Source organism: Pseudomonas sp. Sample_23 (assembly GCF_004307595.1).
GTDB classification, from domain to species: Bacteria; Pseudomonadota; Gammaproteobacteria; order Pseudomonadales; family Pseudomonadaceae; genus Aquipseudomonas; species Aquipseudomonas atacamensis.
This window is the reverse complement of the sequence record NZ_RCNX01000083.1, coordinates 373,318-389,899: the sequence shown is the minus strand read 5'-3', so window position 1 is coordinate 389,899 and position 16,582 is coordinate 373,318. Positions and strand designations below refer to the sequence as shown.

12 protein-coding genes are annotated in these 16,582 nt (G+C 59.7%); 5 read left to right on the top strand and 7 right to left on the bottom strand.

All coding sequences use genetic code 11. The features are described from left to right. Positions 1-31: 31 nt before the first annotated feature. Positions 32-487 carry a tRNA (cytidine(34)-2'-O)-methyltransferase gene (locus D8U82_RS21710; RefSeq protein WP_130902933.1) on the bottom strand — a complete coding sequence of 152 codons (456 nt, stop codon included), beginning with the start codon at positions 485-487 and terminating at the stop codon, positions 32-34. Between D8U82_RS21710 and D8U82_RS21705 the strand changes: the two genes are divergently transcribed. Both D8U82_RS21705 and D8U82_RS21700 read left to right on the top strand, forming a co-directional pair. Beyond that, positions 486-926 (top strand): hypothetical protein, encoded by a 441-nt coding sequence (locus D8U82_RS21705; protein WP_024011226.1) that lies wholly within the window; start codon positions 486-488, stop codon positions 924-926. The genes D8U82_RS21710 and D8U82_RS21705 overlap by 2 nt on opposite strands. 304 nt (positions 927-1,230) lie before the next feature. Continuing rightward, complete coding sequence (locus D8U82_RS21700) at positions 1,231-3,105, top strand: leucine-rich repeat domain-containing protein (RefSeq protein ID WP_241668076.1); 1,875 nt, start codon at positions 1,231-1,233, stop codon at positions 3,103-3,105. 622 nt (positions 3,106-3,727) lie between these two features. On the opposite strand, the gene ntrC is transcribed toward D8U82_RS21700, so the two are convergent. The 5 genes from ntrC to glnA form a co-directional block, all read right to left on the bottom strand. Then, on the bottom strand, positions 3,728-5,164 hold the full coding sequence (ntrC, locus tag D8U82_RS21695) for a nitrogen regulation protein NR(I) (RefSeq protein ID WP_016772108.1): 1,437 nt from the start codon (positions 5,162-5,164) through the stop codon (positions 3,728-3,730). Continuing rightward, a complete protein-coding gene (gene glnL, locus D8U82_RS21690; RefSeq protein WP_024011230.1) occupies positions 5,161-6,246 on the bottom strand; it encodes a nitrogen regulation protein NR(II) in 1,086 nt (361 codons plus the stop codon). Before glnL ends, ntrC begins: the two co-directional genes overlap by 4 nt. 230 nt (positions 6,247-6,476) lie before the next feature. Next, positions 6,477-7,064 carry a DUF4124 domain-containing protein gene (locus D8U82_RS21685; protein WP_177421643.1) on the bottom strand — a complete coding sequence of 196 codons (588 nt, stop codon included), beginning with the start codon at positions 7,062-7,064 and terminating at the stop codon, positions 6,477-6,479. Positions 7,065-7,096: 32 nt separating this feature from the next. Beyond that, a complete protein-coding gene (locus D8U82_RS21680) occupies positions 7,097-7,609 on the bottom strand; it encodes a DUF4124 domain-containing protein (protein WP_125925785.1) in 513 nt (170 codons plus the stop codon). 258 nt (positions 7,610-7,867) lie between these two features. After that, positions 7,868-9,274, bottom strand: a complete 1,407-nt coding sequence (glnA, locus tag D8U82_RS21675) for a type I glutamate--ammonia ligase (RefSeq protein ID WP_016772104.1) — start codon at positions 9,272-9,274, stop codon at positions 7,868-7,870. A 327-nt stretch (positions 9,275-9,601) separates the two neighbouring features. Here glnA and thiI point away from each other — a divergent pair, with 327 nt between their 5' ends. Beyond that, positions 9,602-11,056 (top strand): tRNA uracil 4-sulfurtransferase ThiI, encoded by a 1,455-nt coding sequence (gene thiI / locus D8U82_RS21665; RefSeq protein ID WP_024011233.1) that lies wholly within the window; start codon positions 9,602-9,604, stop codon positions 11,054-11,056. 139 nt (positions 11,057-11,195) lie between these two features. After that, on the top strand, positions 11,196-13,016 hold the full coding sequence (gene typA / locus D8U82_RS21660; protein WP_016772102.1) for a translational GTPase TypA: 1,821 nt from the start codon (positions 11,196-11,198) through the stop codon (positions 13,014-13,016). A 249-nt stretch (positions 13,017-13,265) separates the two neighbouring features. Here typA and D8U82_RS21655 read toward each other — a convergent pair whose 3' ends face one another. After that, on the bottom strand, positions 13,266-13,703 hold the full coding sequence (locus tag D8U82_RS21655) for a YkgJ family cysteine cluster protein (protein ID WP_016772101.1): 438 nt from the start codon (positions 13,701-13,703) through the stop codon (positions 13,266-13,268). A gap of 259 nt (positions 13,704-13,962) precedes the next feature. Between D8U82_RS21655 and D8U82_RS21650 the strand changes: the two genes are divergently transcribed. Beyond that, positions 13,963-16,413, top strand: a complete 2,451-nt coding sequence (locus tag D8U82_RS21650) for a glycogen/starch/alpha-glucan phosphorylase (protein WP_130902931.1) — start codon at positions 13,963-13,965, stop codon at positions 16,411-16,413. Positions 16,414-16,582 lie beyond the last annotated feature (169 nt).

Below are 16,582 nucleotides of genomic sequence, written 5' to 3'. Positions count from 1 at the left end.
GCAGTCTCGCTCCCACATTTGTTTTGCGGCGTTACTTGAAGTCGTTCTGCCGCCACGCTTCGTACACGGCGACCGCCACGGTGTTGGACAGATTCAGGCTGCGGCAGCCTTCGCGCATCGGCAGGCGCAGGCGCTGTTCGGTGGGCAGGGCGTCGAGCACGTCCGCTGGCAGGCCACGGCTTTCCGGACCGAACAGAAACGCATCGCCGGGCACGAACGCGGCATCATGGAACGGCCGCGAACCCTTGGTGGTGAAGGCGAACACACGCGGGTTGCCCAGACTTTCCAGACAACTGGCCAGATCAGCGTGACGCTGCAACGTGGCATATTCGTGGTAGTCGAGACCGGCACGGCGCAGGCGCTTGTCGTCCATCTCGAAACCCAGTGGTTCGATCAAATGCAGGTGGCAGCCGCTGTTGGCGCACAGCCTGATAACGTTGCCGGTGTTCGGCGGAATTTCTGGTTGAAAAAGGATGACGTGAAACATGCACGGCTCCGAAGGTAAAGATGAGCGGCATTCTACGCCGCCTGTGGACAACCGTTCGAAACTATTCCCGCGCGTCATCGGCTCGCTGGCGATTGTCGGCTTGATGATCGGCTTGATGATCGGCCGGCTGACCACGCCGGATCCGAGCGTGCTGGAGCAGGTCGAGGTTACCGATGGCGGCCTGGTGGTGTGGTTCAACAATGAGCCGAAGCTGCACGGCGAGATCATCGACGGCACCGTCGCGCTGCTGTTTCAGGCCGAAGGTCGACCGCAGAAAGGCCAGCTCAGGCTCAACGGCAAGGACGTCAACTGGCGCACGCGCAAGAGTGATGGCGGATTGTTGCTGACGGTGCTGGCAGCGCGTCCGTTGCGGGGCGACTGGGTCGGCAGCGAGGTCGATGATCGCTGGCGACTGGAGATCCGTTTGAGCGAGCCCTAGCGGCACTTCTTCATCACTGGGGCGCGCTCCCACACTTTTTGAGGTCGTTTCCCACTGCGACCGTCTTCCTTTCCCATCTCCAGCACGTGCTCGTGCACGCTATCGTTCGCCCCTACAAACGGCAGGATGCCGAAACCCGTCGTCCCCTTGCAGGAATGCAGGGGGCGTCTTTTTCAAGGATGAAAATATGCCAGTCAAACCCCCTCGCGGTGGCGGTACCCACGTGGACGCCTCGGGCAGCCCACATCGGTCTGCAGACGTGGACACTTCGCTTCCCGGCCACTCGGGTCGCACAGGCGTCGATGTGGATATTGCTCAGCACCATTTGCTGCCGCGCGCCGGATCATCCACCGACGCCACCCTGGATGCCGTGCCCCCCGCCGCGGCCGTTGTAGTTCGCGCAATCGCGGAGGGTATTGGCCCGACCGCCAGCCAGCCTTCGCTGGACAATTACGTCACCAACGCCCGAGCGATACTTCCACAGGTCAACAGCGAAGGTTTGCGGGTGATCAGTCGGCGAACCTACGCAGACCTGGCCAACGGTGACCTGGTGCCTGTCGCAGTGGATCCTGCGACGGGTTTGTACCGAGCCCGGCGGCCAAGCGAGTTGCTCCCTTCCGGCCCGGTGATGCTGCGCGATGTGGACAGCGGACTCTGGTATGCGCGTGAAGTCGCGGAGCCAACTACCCGGGAACAGATCCGGACCTACCTTCCCGACGCGACCGACGAGGACGCGGATGCCTTCATCGCCCGGTTTGATGACAAGGACGTGGCAGAGCTTGAGCTCAAGCATATCCAGCTTGGGCTTGCGCTATTGGACTCGACGCGTTTTGACCTGCCGATCAGTCGAGGTTCCATTTCATCGGACAACGAGTTTCATGAGGCGCGAAATATGTGGGCGACGTTTCGCCAGTTGTACCGATGGCAAGGCCAGCCCGAGCAGCGCGTCTACCGTGATGGGCGGCTCGTGGGCTTCAAGCTGGAAATCGATCTGACGATTTGGCCAGTTGCAAAGCCGCTTTCCTTGAAGTTCGGCTCAGTGGTTTCTCTGACGTTAAGAGGCCGTGGCCGGCTGGATCCGGACGTGTTTTGCGCACAATTTCCCAACCTTGAAAGTCTGACGATTACCAGTCGGGAAATCGGAGTGCAAGGCCGGTTTCAAGGATGGGACGTGATTAATTGGGTGCATTCAAAATTCAGTCTGGATTCGCGCTTTGCCGAGCAATTGAAAAGATTCCCGCGTCTGCAAAGGCTGCACTTGCAGGACTGTGAATTGACGTCTGACTTTTCCGTACGAGGCCTTGCCAGGCTACATGAGCTATGGCTTTGCAATACATTCGAGGCCCCGGTGAATAGCCTCGACATGCAAATGCGGCATCAGGAGCAAGTCACCTTTTTGCAAGTGGCAGCTGACCTCAGAGGGATGACTGAACTGCGAGTGCTGGATCTGAGCCGCACCGGAATACACCTGCTGCCTTCCGGTCTTGAGGCCATCGACGTGGCGTCGAAGCTTGAAGTGTTGAGACTGGGGGGCAATCCGCTTGCGGACAGCCTTTCACTCGAAAACATGACCGCACTGCAGGAGCTGGATCTTTCCAACACACGATTGCAACGATTTCCCGAGGGCGTTACCGACAGGATTCCCGCAAGAGAACTGAATCTTGCGGACAATCACATCAGGTCGATTCCCGAATCCGTGGAGCTCAGAGCGGGGTTCAATCTCATCGGCAATCCGATCACGGACCCGGCCTCGCTACGGCGGTTGATACGAGCACGTGCCGAGACAGGCACCGATATCTGGCTTGGGCAGGAAAGCAGCGATGGGTCAGCCGATCTCTGGCTACGCAATGTGCCACAGGACCAGATAGCGGAAAAACAAGCGCTGTGGGGCAGGCATAACGCCGCAATGCCACTGGCAGTGACCGGCATTCTTCGTCGGCTGAGCCGAACGCCCGAGTTTCACGTCGAACGCCCGCTGCTGCAGCGGCGCGTGTGGTGGTTTCTGGAAATGTATGACCGGGCCGACGTCACCGAGCGGGCCAGGCTCGACGCCATTCTTCATACGGAAACGAGTCCCGGGAGGATGCTGGACCGGCTGGAGAATGAAATCCGCAGCTATGACGCAGGGCGACAGAATCAACCGCTGCACCCTCTGCCCAAGCGTCCCAAGTTCGAATAGGCGCAGAACGCATTGCGGTGTAAAAGCGGGAATCCCTGACCTGCCTGTATCAGGGTTCCCAAAAGCATGGGCGTCGCGTTCAGCGTCGGCCCGGTGTAAAGAGGGAACCCCCGGCCTGCCTGTACCAAGGATCCCAAAAGGGTGGACTCATCCGTTGCGGTCTGAGCCCGATGTAAAGAGGGGAATCCCCGGCCTGCCTGTACCAAGGTCCCCGAAACGGGTGGTGAAACGAATCACCTGAGATAGGTATTGCAGGGTGCGTGCCAGGTTTAAATTTGCTGAAACAAAAAACGCTTTGCGAACGCGAAAGCCCCGGGACTCGGGGCTTTCGCGTTTTTGAATAAAGGGTTTTTCAGTTTTTTCAGGAGTGATTGTGGCGATACGGCTGTGCGCGATCGCGGGTCATTGTGCATTGATGCGGTGCACGGTGGCCCTCACCCTGACCCTCTCCCAGAGGGAGAGGGGACTGACCGAGGTGCCCGGTCAAGTTACGCCGACCTGAGATACCGAGCCGAACTCAGGCCTCGAAACCACCCAAGATTGCTCCCTTCCCCCTCTCCCCCTTGGGGGAGAGGGCTGGGGTGAGGGGGATCGATCCTGAGTACACGACAACCCTTAAGCGTTAACCCTCTTCCCCCTCATCATCATCCCCACCATCAACCTTCATCCCCAGTTCCTTGATCTTGCGCGTCAGGGTATTGCGCCCCCAACCCAGCAGCACCGCCGCATCACGCCGACGTCCTGCGGTGTGCTTCAAAGCAGTCTCGATCATGATCCGCTCGAACGCCGGCACCGCGCTGTCGAGCAGGCTCGACTGGCCTCGGGCCAGGGCCTGATCGGCCCACTGGCGCAGGGCCTGTTCCCAGTTGGTCACTGGCGCCGAATCCTGCGGCAGGTTGAGCAGTTCCGGTGGCAAGTCACTGATGTGCACTTCACGGCCGGAGGCCATGACGGTGATCCAGCGGCAGGTGTTCTCCAGCTGGCGCACGTTGCCCGGCCACGGCAGGTTTTTCAGGTATTCCTCGGTTTCGCTTTTCAGCAGCTTCGGCTCGACCGCCAGTTCCTGCGCGGCGCGGCTGAGGAAGTGCCGGGCCAGGGTCGGGATGTCTTCGCGACGATCCGACAGGCGCGGGATGTGGATGCGGATCACGTTGAGGCGGTGGAACAAGTCCTCGCGGAACTTGCCGGCGTGAACGAGGGTTTCGAGATTCTGGTGGGTCGCGGCGATGATGCGTACATCGACCTTCACCGGCACATGGCCGCCGACGCGATAGAACTCGCCATCGGCCAGCACGCGCAGCAGACGGGTCTGGGTGTCCGCCGGCATGTCGCCGATTTCATCGAGAAACAGCGTGCCGCCGTCCGCCTGTTCAAAGCGACCGCGACGCAAATTCGCCGCGCCGGTGAACGCGCCTTTCTCGTGGCCGAACAGTTCCGATTCCATCAGATCCTTGGGAATCGCCGCCATGTTCAGGGCAATGAACGGCGAAGCCGCGCGTGGGCTGTGGCGGTGCAGGGCGTGGGCGACCAGTTCTTTACCGGTACCGGATTCGCCGTTGATCAGCACGGTGATGTTGGAGTGGCTCAGGCGCCCGATGGCACGAAACACTTCCTGCATCGCCGGCGCTTCGCCGATGATTTCCGGGGTGCGCGTCAGCGCAGGCACCACTTCCAGGCCTTGCTGTTCCTGCGCATGCTGGTTGGCGCGTTTGACCAGCGATACCGCCTCATCGACGTCGAAAGGCTTGGGCAGGTACTCGAAAGCGCCGCCCTGATAGGAGGCGACAGCGCTGTCCAGATCGGAGTGAGCGGTCATGATGATGACCGGCAGCCGTGGGTGCTGTTCGCGAATCCGCGCCAGCAGATCCAGGCCACTGGCGCCCGGCATGCGGATATCGGAAATGATCACGTCCGGCTGCTGCCGGGCCAGACGACTCATCACGCCATCGGCGCTGTCGAAGCTCTGGGTGGTCATGCCTTCCTGCTGCAAGGCCTTTTCCAGGACCCAACGGATAGAACGGTCGTCATCGACGATCCACACGGTTTCACTACGGCTCATGTCGATGTGGCTCCTTGTTCCAGTGGCAGGAAGATCGAGAAGGTGGTGTGGCCTGGATGGCTCTCACACTCGATCAGGCCCTGGTGCTGACTGATGATGTTCTGGGTAATGGCCAGGCCCAGCCCGGTACCGTCCGGGCGGCCGCTGACCATGGGAAAGAAAATGGTTTCCTGCAGTTCCGCCGGGATGCCCGGGCCGTTGTCGATGATCTCGATCTTGGTCACCAGACGATGGCGGATGTGGCCGATGGTGAACTGGCGCATGGCGCGGGTGCGCAGGCTGATGCGGCCCAGGCGCAGCTCGTTCTGGCTGCTGATCGCCTGCATCGCGTTGCGCACGATGTTCAACACCGCCTGAATCATTTGCTCGCGGTCGATCAATACGTCGGGAATGCTCGGGTCGTAATCACGCACCAGGGTGATGCAGCCCTGGCTTTCGGCTTCGACCAGATGACAGACGCGTTCGAGCACTTCGTGGACGTTGCACATGGCCAGCGACGGCAGTTTGTTCGAGCCGAGCATGCGATCGACCAGATTGCGCAGGCGGTCGGCCTCTTCGATGATCACATTGGTGTAGTCACGCAGGCTTTCTTCGGGCAATTCGCGAGCGAGCAATTGCGCAGCGCCGCGGATGCCACCGAGGGGGTTCTTGATCTCGTGGGCGAGGCCGCGCACCAGCATCTTGCTGGTTTCCTGCTTGGACAGCTGGGCCTCTTCCTTGGTGATCCGCAACAGGCGATCACGTGGGTGCACTTCAAGCAAAAGCAAAGTCTCGCCGTTGCTGAGGATTGGCGTCACCGCGTAATCCACGGTCAGCGTCTGGCCGGTGAGGGCGGTGAGCATCGCTTCACGCTTGGTGAAAGGGTGCGCCTGCTCCACCGCCTGACGCAGGGAATTGAGCGCCTCGGGGGATTCGGTGAACAGCTCGCTGATGAACTGGCCGTGACTGCGCTGACCGCTGACCGCCAACAGCATTTCCGCCGCCGGGTTCATGTACTCCAGGCGCAGCTCGGCGTCGAGCAGGATGGTCGCCGTGGTCAGGTTGTCGAGCAGCAAACGGTGTATAGCGTCGCTTATGGTCATCTGGACCCCTTTTGGAGCAAGGCGTGCGCGAGAACAAAGCGCTGATGTCGGGAAAATGCAAAAACCAAACCAAGGCTCCGAAAAGAAGCGTTTAACCCCTGAAACAGGCGTTTGACGCGCGTTTGTATGGCACGAAGCCAGCTCAAACGGGAAGTTTCGAACCAAAATGGGTTGGGTTGTGGGCGAGATGCAGTTTAGTGCACCAATAGGGTGCGCATGCCCGGCAGACGTTAAAAGAAGCGCAGGAATGGGTTTTTCGGTTCGTCAGGTTTGTCCTTGAGCGGGCATTCCGGGCGCACACCATAGTCGTCGGCGACACAGGGTTTGACCTGACGTTTCTGCGCCAGGGAAATGCGCAGCATGTGGAACGGCTGATTGGCGGTGCGTTCCACGGTACGCCCGGCGGCGTCGAGGATTTCGATCGAAAGGCTGTGGCTGCCGCGATCGATATTGCTCAGCGCAAATACCGGGCTGACGCCGGGCTCGCCAGTGGCCTTGCCATCCAGCAGCAAGCGATAACGATGGCCGCTTTGCAGGCCGGGCTCGCTGGTGACGCTGACGATCAGCTCGCCGGCGCTGCTGCGCAAAGTAGCATCGGGCTCCGGGATCAGAATGCGCAGCATGTCGTAGTGAAAGGGCGCTGGTTCGGCGGATTTTTTCGCTGTGGTGATCGGCGCTGCGGTGTTGGCAGGGACACCCATGCGATTGCTCGTCGCGATCGGCACTCGCTTGGCGTTGGCGCGCGGCTGGTCGGTGTAGACGCGGTTGCCCTGTGCGTCGATGTAGGTAAAGACCTCCGCCGAGGCGGACGTCGACATCAACACCAGGATGAGTGCCAGCCCCGCGCGAATCACGGCGTATGCACCCGTTGCACGGTGAAGACCGCTGGCGGGCTCTGCTGGATGACAGTCTGGCCGTCGATCACCTGCACGGCCAGGCTATGCTCGCCGCGATCGATGTTGACCAGTTGCAGAACCGGCACGTTGCTCGGCTGGCCATAGGGCTGGTCGTCGAGCAGCAGCCTTAATTGATGCGGCGGTTGCAGGCGCGGCTTGATCAGGACGTTGACCGTGAAGGTGCCGTTGTTGGCGCGCAGCGCCTCGTCAGAGGGCAGACCGGCGAGCTCGAGGATTTCATAGGCGTTGCGCGGTGGTTGCGGTTGTTCTGCGGTGGGTGCTTGCGGCGCACTCGGTGCTTGCGGCTCGACCCGATTGAGCGGTGGCAGCTCGACCGGTTGCGCCTGCACGCCGTCCGGCGGCTGATTGCTGTACGCCGTGTTGCCGTTGGCGTCGGTGTACTTGTAGATCTGCGCGGCGGCGGGCAGGGCGATCAGCAGCAGAATGTAGAGAAACGTGCGACCCATGAAATCGACCGGGATTGGAAGCGATGGGTAGCAGCATAGGACAGGTGGGGCGGTTGGCCAAAACCGTTAATAACTGGAATTGAAAAGACTGGTAGCCAAAACACGGATCGTTCCCACGCGGAGCGTGGGAACGATCAATGACACGCAGCTTTCGCGAGCAGGCTCGCTCCCACAGGGTAAATGAACTGCGCCGGGCAATAAAAAAGGCCTCCCGAAGGAGGCCTCTTGTGTCACGCCACTTTACGCAGCGCTACCGGATCAGCAGCTGTAGTACAGCTCATATTCCAGTGGGTGTACGAAGGTGCGAACCTTGATTTCTTCTTCCGATTTCAGCGCGATGTAAGCGTCGATGAAGTCGTCGGAGAACACGCCGCCCTTGGTCAGGAAGGCGCGGCCCTTGTCCAGCTCTTCCAGGGCTTCTTTCAGGCTGCCGCAAACCTGTGGAATCTCTTTCGCCTCTTCAGGCGGCAGGTCGTACAGGTTCTTGTCGGCAGCATCGCCTGGGTGGATCTTGTTCTGGATACCGTCCAGGCCGGCCATCAGCAGCGCTGCGAAGGCCAGGTACGGGTTGGCAGCCGGATCCGGGAAGCGTGCTTCGATACGGCGGGCTTTCGGGCTCGACACGTATGGAATACGGATCGAAGCGGAACGGTTGCGCGCCGAGTAGGCCAGCATTACCGGAGCTTCGAAGCCTGGCACCAGACGCTTGTAGGAGTTGGTCGCCGGGTTGGTGAAGCCGTTCAGGGCCTTACCGTGCTTGATGATGCCGCCGATGAAGTACAGAGCGGTATCGGACAGGCCGGCATAGCCTTCACCTGCGAAGGTGTTCTTGCCGTCTTTCCAGATCGACATGTGTACGTGCATGCCCGAACCGTTGTCGCCGTACAGTGGCTTCGGCATGAAGGTCGCGGTGCGGCCGTAAGCGTCGGCAACGTTGTGCACAACGTATTTCAGGGTCTGAACTTCGTCAGCTTTCTTCACCAGGGTGTTGAACTTGACGCCGATTTCGTTCTGGCCGGCAGTCGCCACTTCGTGGTGGTGAACTTCAACCGACTGACCCATTTCTTCCAGTGCGTTGCACATGGCGGTACGGATTTCGTGGTCGTGGTCGAACGGTGGAACCGGGAAGTAGCCGCCTTTCACGCCTGGACGGTGACCCTTGTTGCCGCCTTCGATGTCCTGGTCGGACATCCACGAACCTTGCTCGGAGTAGATCTTGAACATCGAGCCGGAGATGTCCGACTTGAATTTCACCGAGTCAAAAATGAAGAACTCAGGCTCCGGACCGGCGAATACGGTGTCACCGATACCGGTGGCTTTCAGGTGCTCTTCGGCGCGCTTGGCGATCGCACGTGGGTCGCGATCGTAGCCCTGCATGCTCGAAGGCTCGATGATGTCGCACACCAGAATCAGGGTTGGGTCTTCGGTGAACGGATCGAGTACGGCAGTTTCGTCGACCGGCATCAGGATCATGTCGGAGGCTTCGATGCCTTTCCAGCCGGAGATGGAGGAACCGTCGAACATCTTGCCGACTTCGAAGAAGTCGTCATCCAGCGCATCGCGAGCCGGCATGGTCACGTGGTGCTGAGTGCCTTTGGTGTCCGTGAAGCGCAGATCAATCCACTTGACGTCATGATCTTTGATGAGTTGAACCGACTTCGACATAGTGTCCTCCGGGTGAATTAGGGCGGGTAGTGGATGCCCTTAATAATGGTGATGCCGGCGCGAATACTCTGCCAAGGCAACCTGCCTCACAAGGGAGCAAATTGCATGCCAGTGCCCCAGCATGGGTTTTTTGCCCCAAATTCACGCTTATTAAGGCGTGCGAGGTACTGAATCGACAAATCCCGCCCCTTAATGTTGCGTTTAAATTCAGAAATGACCTGTTTTGGTGCAAGCAAAACCTTCTGCACATTAACTGGTTAAACCTTGAGCAATTTCCGCTATAATCCGCGCCCCCCTTTTTCGGCTGGCCGTTCGCGCGCTGTTTTCATGAAACTTATCGTAAAAGTCTTCCCCGAGATCACCATCAAAAGCCGACCTGTCCGGACGAAATTCATCCGCCAGTTGGCCAAGAACATCCGCACCGTGCTCCGTGACCTGGACCCGGCCGTGGTGGTGAACGGCGTGTGGGACAATCTCGAGCTGGAAACCCGCGTTACCGACCCCAAAGCCTTGAAGGAGATGGGCGAGCGCCTGACCTGCATGCCGGGTATCGCGCACTTTCTGCAGATCGACGAGTACCCGCTGGGCGACTTCGACGACATCACCGAGAAGTGCAAACAGCACTACGGCGATGCGCTGGCCGGGAAGATTTTCTCGGTGCGCTGCAAGCGCGCAGGCAAGCATGCGTTCAGCTCGATGGACGTGGAAAAATACGTCGGCAGCAAGCTGCGTCGTGAGTGCGGTGCGGCCGGAATCGACCTTAAAGCGCCGCAAATCGAAGTCCGTATCGAAGTTCGCGACAAACGGTTGTTCGTGATTCACAGCCAGCACAACGGCATCGGCGGCTACCCGCTGGGTGCGCTGGAGCAGACGCTGGTATTGATGTCCGGCGGCTTCGATTCGACCGTGGCGGCTTACCAGATCATGCGTCGCGGCCTGATGGCGCACTTCTGCTTCTTCAATCTCGGCGGGCGTGCCCACGAATTGGGCGTGATGGAAGTCGCGCACTTCATCTGGAAGAAGTACGGCAGCTCGCAACGCGTGCTATTTGTCAGTGTGCCGTTCGAGGAAGTGCTGGGCGAAATTCTCGGCAAAGTCGATAACAGTCATATGGGCGTGGTTTTGAAGCGTATGATGTTGCGCGCCTCGTCCGAGATCGCCGAACGCCTGCACATCGATGCACTGGTGACCGGTGAAGCGATCTCCCAGGTGTCGAGCCAGACGCTGCCGAACCTGTCGGTGATCGACTGCGTGACCGATAAACTGGTGCTGCGGCCGCTGATCGTCGCGCACAAGCAGGACATCATCGACACGGCCAACGAGATCGGCACCGCCGATTTCGCCCGGCACATGCCGGAATATTGCGGCGTGATTTCGGTCAACCCCAAGACTGCCGCCAAGCGTGGCCGGGTTGAGCACGAAGAGAAAGAATTCGACATGGCGGTACTCGAGCGTGCGCTCGCCAACGCCAAACTGGTGCCGATCGATCGGGTAATCGACGAGTTGGGCCAGGATTTGCAAATTGAAGAAGTCAGCGAAGCGCTGGCCGGTCAGATCGTCATCGACATCCGCCACCCGGATGCCGCCGAGGATGACCCGCTGGAACTCGCCGGCATAGAGGTACAGACGATGCCGTTCTATGCAGTGAACGCACGTTTCAAGGAACTGGACCCTACTCGCCAGTACCTGCTGTATTGCGACAAAGGCGTGATGAGTCGCCTGCATGCCCACCATTTGCTCAGTGAGGGGCATGCCAATGTGCGCGTTTATCGACCGAGCTAAGTGCCCGGGGCTGTTTGCCTGTGGCCTGCGTCACCGGCCCCCCGACACCGCCGTCAAGCTGTAACGGCCATGCCGGACACTACTGCTAATCGCTGCCATGACTTGTCAGCAAACCGAATCCTCTGATCGAGATACACAAGTGATCGAAAATCTACGCAACATCGCCATCATTGCCCACGTTGACCACGGTAAAACCACCCTGGTAGACAAACTCCTGCGTCAATCCGGCACCCTGGAGCGCAACGAGCTCAACGACGAGCGCGTGATGGACTCCAACGACCAGGAAAAAGAGCGCGGTATTACCATTCTGGCGAAGAACACCGCCATCAACTGGAACGGCTACCACATCAACATCGTGGACACCCCGGGCCACGCCGACTTCGGCGGCGAAGTTGAACGCGTAATGTCGATGGTCGACTCCGTTCTGCTGCTGGTTGACGCTCAAGACGGCCCTATGCCGCAAACCCGTTTCGTGACCAAGAAGGCTTTCGAAGCCGGCCTGCGTCCTATCGTGGTGATCAACAAGGTTGACCGTCCAGGCGCGCGTCCGGACTGGGTTCTGGATCAGATCTTCGACCTGTTCGACAACCTCGGTGCTACCGAAGAACAACTGGACTTCCAGGTTGTTTACGCTTCGGCCCTGAACGGTATTGCCGGTCTGGACCACACCGCCATGGCGGAAGACATGACTCCGCTGTACCAGGCGGTAGTCGACCACGTTCCGCCTCCGGCTGTTGACCGTGACGGTCCGTTCCAGATGCAGATCTCCGCTCTGGACTACAACAGCTTCCTGGGTGTTATCGGTGTTGGCCGTATCGCTCGCGGTCGCGTCAAGCCGAACACCCCGGTTGTCGCTATCAGCGCCGACGGCAAGCGCCGCAACGGTCGTATCCTGAAGCTGATGGGTCACCACGGTCTGCACCGCATCGACGTTGACGAAGCAGCAGCCGGCGACATCGTCTGCATCAGCGGCTTCGACGAGCTGTTCATCTCCGACACTCTGTGCGACATCAACACCGTCGAGGCGATGAAGCCGCTGACCGTTGACGAGCCAACCGTTTCCATGACCTTCCAGGTAAACGACTCGCCATTCTGCGGTAAAGAAGGCAAGTTCGTGACCTCCCGTAACATCAAGGATCGTCTGGACAAAGAGCTGCTGTACAACGTTGCACTGCGCGTTGAAGAAGGCGACTCGGCTGACAAGTTCAAGGTTTCCGGCCGTGGTGAGCTGCACCTCTCGGTACTGATCGAAACCATGCGTCGCGAAGGCTTCGAGCTGGCCCTGGGCCGTCCTGAAGTGATCATCCGTGAAGTTGACGGCGTGAAGCAGGAACCGTTCGAAAACGTCACCATCGACATCCCTGAAGAATCCCAGGGCAAGGTCATGGAAGAGATGGGTCTGCGTAAGGGCGACCTGAGCAACATGGTGCCGGATGGCAAGGGCCGTGTTCGTCTGGAATACAACATCCCTGCTCGCGGTCTGATCGGTTTCCGTAACCAGTTCCTGACCCTGACCAACGGTGCTGGCATCCTGACCTCGATCTTCGACCGTTACGCTCCAGTGAAGTCGGGCCACATGTCCGGCCGTCAGAACGGCGTTCTGGTTTCGGTTGAAACCGGCAAGGCTCTGACCTACTCGCTGGAAACCCTGCAGGCTCGTGGCAAGCTGTTCGTAGAACACGGCCAGGAGATCTACAACGGTCAGATCGTTGGTCAGAACAGCCGCGACAACGACCTGGGTGTCAACCCAACCAAAGGCAAGAAGCTCGACAACATGCGTGCTTCGGGTAAAGACGAAACCATCGCTCTGGTCCCACCTGTTCGCTTCACCCTGGAACAGGCTCTGGAATACATCCAGGAAGACGAGCTGTGCGAAGTTACGCCTAAGTCGATCCGTCTTCGCAAGAAGATCCTCGACGAAAGCGAGCGTACCCGCGCTGCGAAGAAAGCCAAGGCGTAATCCAGCCCTGGAATAGAAAACGCCCCCGGTCGCGAGACCGGGGGCGTTTTTGTTTGTCTGGGGTTTAGGCGATCTTTGTGCTGGCCTCATCGCTGGCAAGCCAGCTCCCACAGGGTTTTGTGGGCGTATTGATCGTTCCTACGCTCTGCGTGGGAATGCCTCAACGGACGCTCCGCGTTCGGCTTCAGGAGTGACGCGGAGCGTCCCGGGCTGCATTCCCACGCAGAGCGTGGGAACGATCAGGCGCGATCAAAATTTGTCGATGGCCCGGAAATTCTGCACCCGCTCGACTTCTTTCGGCTTATAAGCGCAATACCCCGGCCGCGGGCCGATCTTCGGGTGGTTGCGGCAGGTGTCCGGGCGCTTGTCATAAATGGTGCACAGGCGGGTTTTACGATCCAGGTAATAGCAGTCGTTATTGCTCATGCGCTGGAGGGTGAAGATTCCCGACTTCTGATTGAAGCGCTCAACCAGACCTTCCTTTTGCAGACGCTTGGCGATGTTCTTTGGCGGATCGCCCAGTTCGAACTCGTCGACCACACCGATGCGCACCAGATCCTTGATCTTCACTTCGACCGGCAACGTGCAGCAGCTGGACATGCACGAGCCGCACATCGGCGCCGAATATTTGGCCCACGTATCGAGACGATCAATCTCGGCGGCGGCGATCAGGTTGGGCTTCATCATCGGGAGTTACCAGGCGTGTATGCATCAGGGCGCGCGATCATACCGGGAGCGGTGGAATTTTGAACAACCTTTCGCCGGATATTTTCACAGCGGCCGCATTTTGCCCGACAGGACGGCACGGCCCCTGCATTCATTGGCTCATCCGCCAGGGTTATGTCGCACTGGCGCACAGTCCGCGCAAATACTGCCGAACCAGAGCCGTTACCGCCGGTCAGACCGTCTAGGCTCAGAAAATTCCCGCTCGCTCGAGGTCCTGTTGATGACTCAAGAACCACTAGTTCGCGAAGCAGAGGTGGCCGCATTCCGCGACGCCGTCCTGACCAAACTCACCTACGCCGTGGGCAAAGACCCCGATCACGCCTTCGACCATGACTGGTTCGAAGCCATCGCCCTGGCTGCGCGTGATCACATGGTCGAACACTGGATGGACCACACCCGACAGATCTATCGCAAAGGCCAGAAGCGGGTTTATTACCTCTCGCTGGAATTTCTCATCGGCCGTTTGCTCTACGACAGCCTGAGCAACCTCGGCCTGCTCGACGTCGCCCGTGAAGCGCTGACCGAACTGGGCGTCGATCTGGAGCGCATCCGCCTGCTGGAGCCCGATGCAGCGCTGGGCAATGGCGGCCTCGGTCGTCTCGCGGCGTGCTTCATGGAAAGCATGTCGACCCTTGGCATCGCCGGCCATGGCTATGGCATTCGTTATGAGCATGGCTTGTTCCGTCAGGCGATTGTCGATGGCTGGCAACAGGAGCAGACCGAACACTGGCTGGATTTCGGCAACCCTTGGGAATTCGAACGGCCGGAAGTGGCGTACCCGATCGGCTTCGGCGGCAGCGTCGAAACCGTCACCGATGCCTCCGGCAAGACTCGTCAGGTCTGGTCGCCGGCGGAAACCGTGCGCGCCATTGCTTATGACACGCCGGTGGTCGGCTGGCGCGGAGCGAGCGTCAACACCCTGCGCCTGTGGCGTGCCCGCGCCATGGAAGACCTGCACCTGGAGCGCTTCAACGCCGGTGACCACCTGGGCGCCGTGGCGGAAGTGGCCCGCGCCGAAAGTATCTCCCGCGTCCTTTATCCGGCCGACAGCACCGAAGCCGGGCAAGAACTGCGCCTTCGTCAGGAATACTTCTTCGTCGCCGCTTCGCTGCAGGATCTGCTGCGCCGTCACCGCAACATGCACACCTCGGTGCTGACCCTCGGTGACCACGCGGCGATCCAGCTCAACGACACTCACCCCTCGATTGCAGTGGCCGAGCTGATGCGCCAACTGGTCGACGTCTACGACGTCGCGTGGGACGCAGCATGGCAAGTCACCGTCGACACGCTGTCGTACACCAATCACACGCTGCTGCCGGAAGCGCTGGAAACCTGGCCGGTCGGGCTGATGGAACGCATGCTGCCACGGCACATGCAGATCATTTACCTGATCAACGCACAGCACATCGATTCGTTGCGGGCCAAGGGCATTCATGACTTCGACGTGTTGCGCGCGGTGTCGCTGATCGAAGAAGACAACGGCCGCCGGGTGCGCATGGGCAACCTCGCGTTCCTCGGTTCGCACAGCGTCAACGGCGTGTCCGGTCTGCATACGCAGCTGATGCGCAAAACCGTATTCGCCGAACTGCACAAGCTCTATCCGGAGCGGATCAACAACAAAACCAACGGCATCACCTTCCGCCGCTGGTTGTATCAGGCCAACCCGGAACTGACCTCAATGCTGACCGACGCTCTCGGCCCGGACGTGCTTGATCATCCCGAAGAGCGCCTGCTCGAACTCGAACCGTTCGCCGAGAAAACCGCGTTCCGCAAAGCCTTCGCCGAGCAGCGTTTGCACAGCAAGAAGGCGCTGGCCTATCTGATTCACGAGCGCCTCGGGATCGCGGTCAACCCGGCGGCGATGTTCGACGTGCAGGTCAAACGTATTCACGAATACAAGCGTCAGTTGCTCAACCTGATGCACACCGTAGCGTTGTACCAGGCGATTCGTGCCGAACCGGAAGTCGACTGGGTGCCACGGGTGAAGATCTTCGCCGGTAAAGCGGCGGCGAGTTATCACCAGGCCAAGCTGATCATCAAGCTGACCAATGACATCGCACGCGTAGTGAACAACGACCCGACCGTGCGTGGCCTGCTGAAAGTGGTGTTCCTGCCCAACTACAACGTCAGCCTGGCCGAGAGCATCATCCCGGCGGCGGACTTGTCCGAGCAGATTTCCACCGCCGGTTTCGAGGCGTCGGGCACCAGTAACATGAAGTTCGGCCTCAACGGCGCGTTGACCATCGGCACCCTCGACGGTGCCAACGTGGAAATGTGCGAGCGCATCGGTGCCGAGCACATGTTCATCTTCGGTCTCAGTGCGCAACAGGTTGAAGCGCGCAAGCAGAACCACGAGTTCAGCGCCGTACCCGACATCGCCGCCTCCCATCGTTTGAACGATGTGCTGCAAGCGATTCGCAGCGGTGTGTTCTCGCCGGACGATACCTCGCGTTACACCGGCCTGATCGACTCGTTGATCGACTATGACCGCTTCCTGGTCTGCGCCGACTTCGACTCCTACTGGGAGGCGCAGAAGCGCGTCGATGCGCACTGGCATGACTCGCAGAACTGGTGGCGTTCGGCGGTGCTCAACACCTCGCGGATGGGCTGGTTCTCTTCCGACCGGACGATTCGCGAGTACGCCACGGATATCTGGAAAGCGTTGGAGTAACTTTCCCCGACAAATCTGCGCAAGGCCCAACGTTTGTTGGGCCGGATCGATATACTGAGCGCCGGTTAAAAGGCATCAATCACCGCCGTACCCTGTGGGGGCGAGCCTGCTCGCGAAGCGATCGTCGACTTAAACAGAAATGTTGGCTGACAATCCGGCTTCGCGAGCA

What these genes read in the sequence shown, in the direction of transcription:
- D8U82_RS21705 (WP_024011226.1), top strand. Translation starts at nt 486, where the DNA reads ATGCACGGCTCCGAAGGTAAAGATGAGCGGCATTCTACGCCGCCTGTG.
- D8U82_RS21710 (WP_130902933.1), bottom strand. Translation starts at nt 487, where the DNA reads ATGTTTCACGTCATCCTTTTTCAACCAGAAATTCCGCCGAACACCGGC.
- ntrC (WP_016772108.1), bottom strand. Translation starts at nt 5,164, where the DNA reads ATGAGCCGTAGTGAAACCGTGTGGATCGTCGATGACGACCGTTCTATC.
- glnL (WP_024011230.1), bottom strand. Translation starts at nt 6,246, where the DNA reads ATGACCATAAGCGACGCTATACACCGTTTGCTGCTCGACAACCTGACC.
- D8U82_RS21685 (WP_177421643.1), bottom strand. Translation starts at nt 7,064, where the DNA reads ATGTCGACGTCCGCCTCGGCGGAGGTCTTTACCTACATCGACGCACAG.
- D8U82_RS21680 (WP_125925785.1), bottom strand. Translation starts at nt 7,609, where the DNA reads ATGGGTCGCACGTTTCTCTACATTCTGCTGCTGATCGCCCTGCCCGCC.
- glnA (WP_016772104.1), bottom strand. Translation starts at nt 9,274, where the DNA reads ATGTCGAAGTCGGTTCAACTCATCAAAGATCATGACGTCAAGTGGATT.
- thiI (WP_024011233.1), top strand. Translation starts at nt 9,602, where the DNA reads ATGAAACTTATCGTAAAAGTCTTCCCCGAGATCACCATCAAAAGCCGA.
- D8U82_RS21655 (WP_016772101.1), bottom strand. Translation starts at nt 13,703, where the DNA reads ATGATGAAGCCCAACCTGATCGCCGCCGCCGAGATTGATCGTCTCGAT.
- D8U82_RS21650 (WP_130902931.1), top strand. Translation starts at nt 13,963, where the DNA reads ATGACTCAAGAACCACTAGTTCGCGAAGCAGAGGTGGCCGCATTCCGC.